We start from the raw sequence: 2,573 nt of genomic DNA on the forward strand, positions 1-2,573 counted from the left end.
GCGGGGTGGGGCGCGGCCGACCGCGCGGGTGCGGCCCGGGGAGCTGGTCGTGAGCCAGTGGCAGGGCGGGACCCCGCGCCGGGAACGGCCCGCGAGTTGGTCGACACGCTCCGGGATCGTTGCTTTGATGCCGCGTCTTCGGAGGTAGGCACGGAAGGTACGGGATGAGTAGCCCTTGTCCGCGATGACTCGCTCGGGTCTCAGACGTGGTCGTCCCGGGCCGCCACTTGCGACACGGATCAGCCCGATGACGGCTTCCGCCTGGGTGCAGTCGTTCCGGGTGCCTGCGGTGAGCACGAAGGACATGGGTCGGCCGCGTACGTCGCAGGCGAGGTGAATCTTGCTGGTCAGGCCGCCGCGGGAGCGTCCCAGGGCCCGTTCGTCGAGCCCCCTTTGGCGGCTGTGTGCTGGTGGCCCGCACGATCGTGGAGTCGATCGCGACCAGCCAGTCAACTTCGCTGCCGGTCTGGGCGGCGGCCAAGAGCCGGCGCGGGCGTCAGAGGAGATCTGCTCATCGTCACCTTGCAGCCCGGTCGTCGCTGGTGCCTCCACGGTTTAAGCAGCGCCTGTCTTCTCGTTGACCTGGAAGGTGATTACGTCGACTTCGTCGGTTTCCACGAGATCTGGGTAGTGGCCCTTGAGGGCTTCCCGGAGTTCGGTTGCGGTCGTCAGCCCCTCGGCTTGGGCGTCCTGGTCTGTGAGGTCGGCGACCAGGCAGTGCCTCATGCCGGTCACCTCGGCCGGCAGGACGACTTCGGGGTCGCTTTCGAACACCAGCCGTGCCGGCCCGAGCTGGGCCGGGTCCCGGAAGCGGGTGGTCTTGGTCTTGGCGCCAGAGCGGACGTCTTCAAGGTAGCGGGGGTTGAACCGGATGATCGGGGGCCCGGCCGTCTCGGGGTCTTGGTAGAGCGACGGGTCGAGACCGTTCATCCCCGTCTCCGGGGTCCATCGCTGGGTCAGCGGCATCAGGTCGGCGGCGAGAACGGACCTGGGCCCCTCGGGCGTGGGCACGATGACGCGCATGGTGGGGTAGTAGTCCACGAAGACCTGCCGATCGCGCCCGCACGGGCCGACGACCCCGCGCCCGTGGTTTCCCACGGCAACGATGCAGCGCATCTGGCGGGCGCCCTGGGCTCGCGCGGCTCCCAGAGCCACGAGTTCGGCGCAGGGGCCGCCGGTGAAGTGGTAGAGGTTCACGCCGGCGAACATCCGGTAGTCGGCGGCCATGACCGCAGCCCCCATCGTGTGGATCCCGTCTTCGTCGGGCCCGGCGTCGGTATGCGCGTCTATGGTGCGGCGGGCCAGCTCCACGAGCTCACGCTCGTCATCATCGAGAGCTCGCGCAGATGACGGTACGTACACGTTTTCAGCCTTCCCTTTCGTCAGCAGTCGCCGAAGATCATTCCACGCCACGCAGGTGGGTTCCACGGCATTTCGACTTGCCTTGGCCGGCCCCCATGGCGGTCCTGTGGGCAGGGACGGAGCGGCCCGGCTGAGGCTGGTCGTGGTCACGGACGACGATCCCGGGCCGCGGCTCTGCCGTGGCTGTAGTAGACCATTGATGCCGACGGTGAGAACCTCGGCGGTGTTCTGCACGTCGGTGTGCTTCGCGGCACTGGCGGCGGACGCGGCGGGCGGGCGCGAGGGCCCGGGCGGTGCAAGGTGCCAGGGCTGCCACCTGCCGATGAGCTCCTTCACAACGGCTGTGTGGCTTCGTTCATGAAGGGGGACAGCGTTTGTCGATGACTTTGGGCGGCGATCGGTGATCACTGGGCCTCAACTTGTCGACGAGTTTTGACGGCGCTGGAGAACTTCCTGGCTGCCGCTTGTGCCCGAACTGTGCCCGCGATGTTCAGGCGACGGATGGACGCTTTGGATCGGTGGGGACGATCGCGTGCTCGTCGAAGAGCTGTTCAAGGGCTTCGTGGCCGTGCTCACGGCGGTATGCCATCTCGGCTGCGGTGACCGGAAGGGCCCAGAGGATGCGGGCATGGCCGTCCGGCAGCGGGCAGTGCTCCAGGTTCGGGCCGTGCAGGTAGGGGAGGCTGATCAGCAGGTGGTCGCAGTGGGACCCGGGCAGCCACGGCTCCCCGATGGGCAGGCTGTGCTCGAGATCGAGGTGGTGATCGGCGTGGTAGTAGGCGGTCATGGCCAGGAGATCAGCGAAGCGTGCGTCGCGGACGGGCGCGGTGAGGACGAATTCGAGGCCGTGGCCGTCGGTCTCGACCGTGGACCAGCAGCCGGCAGTGATGTAGGCCCAGCTGTCGGCGCGCGGTCCTGGGCTGACGGTGAGGATCCTCAGGTTGGGAACTGCTTCCCTTCGTCCAGGTCCCAGGTCGTAGTCGCTGACCGTGATCGCGTGGCCTGTGAAGAAGTCGCGAACGTGGGCCTCGACGCCTGCTATCGCCCGCTGGTTGCGCTCGCTCTCGAACATGAAGGAGAGGATCTCACGGCTGGCCCAGGTGTCCTGGCTGTGAGTCCGGCCCCCCCCCCCCCGGGGCGGGCCCGGTGGTTAAGCCCGCCGTGTGGGGGGCCACGGCGCCGGGGGGGGGGGTGGGGAGGCGGGTGGTGTA

The 2,573-nt window shown here is 68.4% G+C and carries 2 protein-coding genes and 1 pseudogene; all 3 read right to left on the reverse strand.

Annotation, left to right across the window (positions count from 1 at the left end; all coding sequences use genetic code 11):
- Positions 1-71 precede the first annotated feature (71 nt).
- Positions 72-487, reverse strand: a pseudogene (locus tag ACFXA3_RS06735) (transposase); the annotation flags it as partial.
- A 68-nt stretch (positions 488-555) separates the two neighbouring features.
- Positions 556-1,698 carry an ASCH domain-containing protein gene (locus ACFXA3_RS06740; RefSeq protein WP_385182886.1) on the reverse strand — a complete coding sequence of 381 codons (1,143 nt, stop codon included), beginning with the start codon at positions 1,696-1,698 and terminating at the stop codon, positions 556-558.
- 154 nt (positions 1,699-1,852) lie between these two features.
- The gene (locus ACFXA3_RS06745; protein ID WP_385182888.1) at positions 1,853-2,434 is read right to left on the reverse strand and encodes a suppressor of fused domain protein; all 582 of its coding nucleotides are present in this window, start codon (positions 2,432-2,434) and stop codon (positions 1,853-1,855) included.
- Positions 2,435-2,573: the final 139 nt, after the last annotated feature.

Source organism: Streptomyces sp. NPDC059456 (genome assembly GCF_042750055.1).
GTDB lineage: Bacteria > Actinomycetota > Actinomycetes > Streptomycetales > Streptomycetaceae > Streptomyces.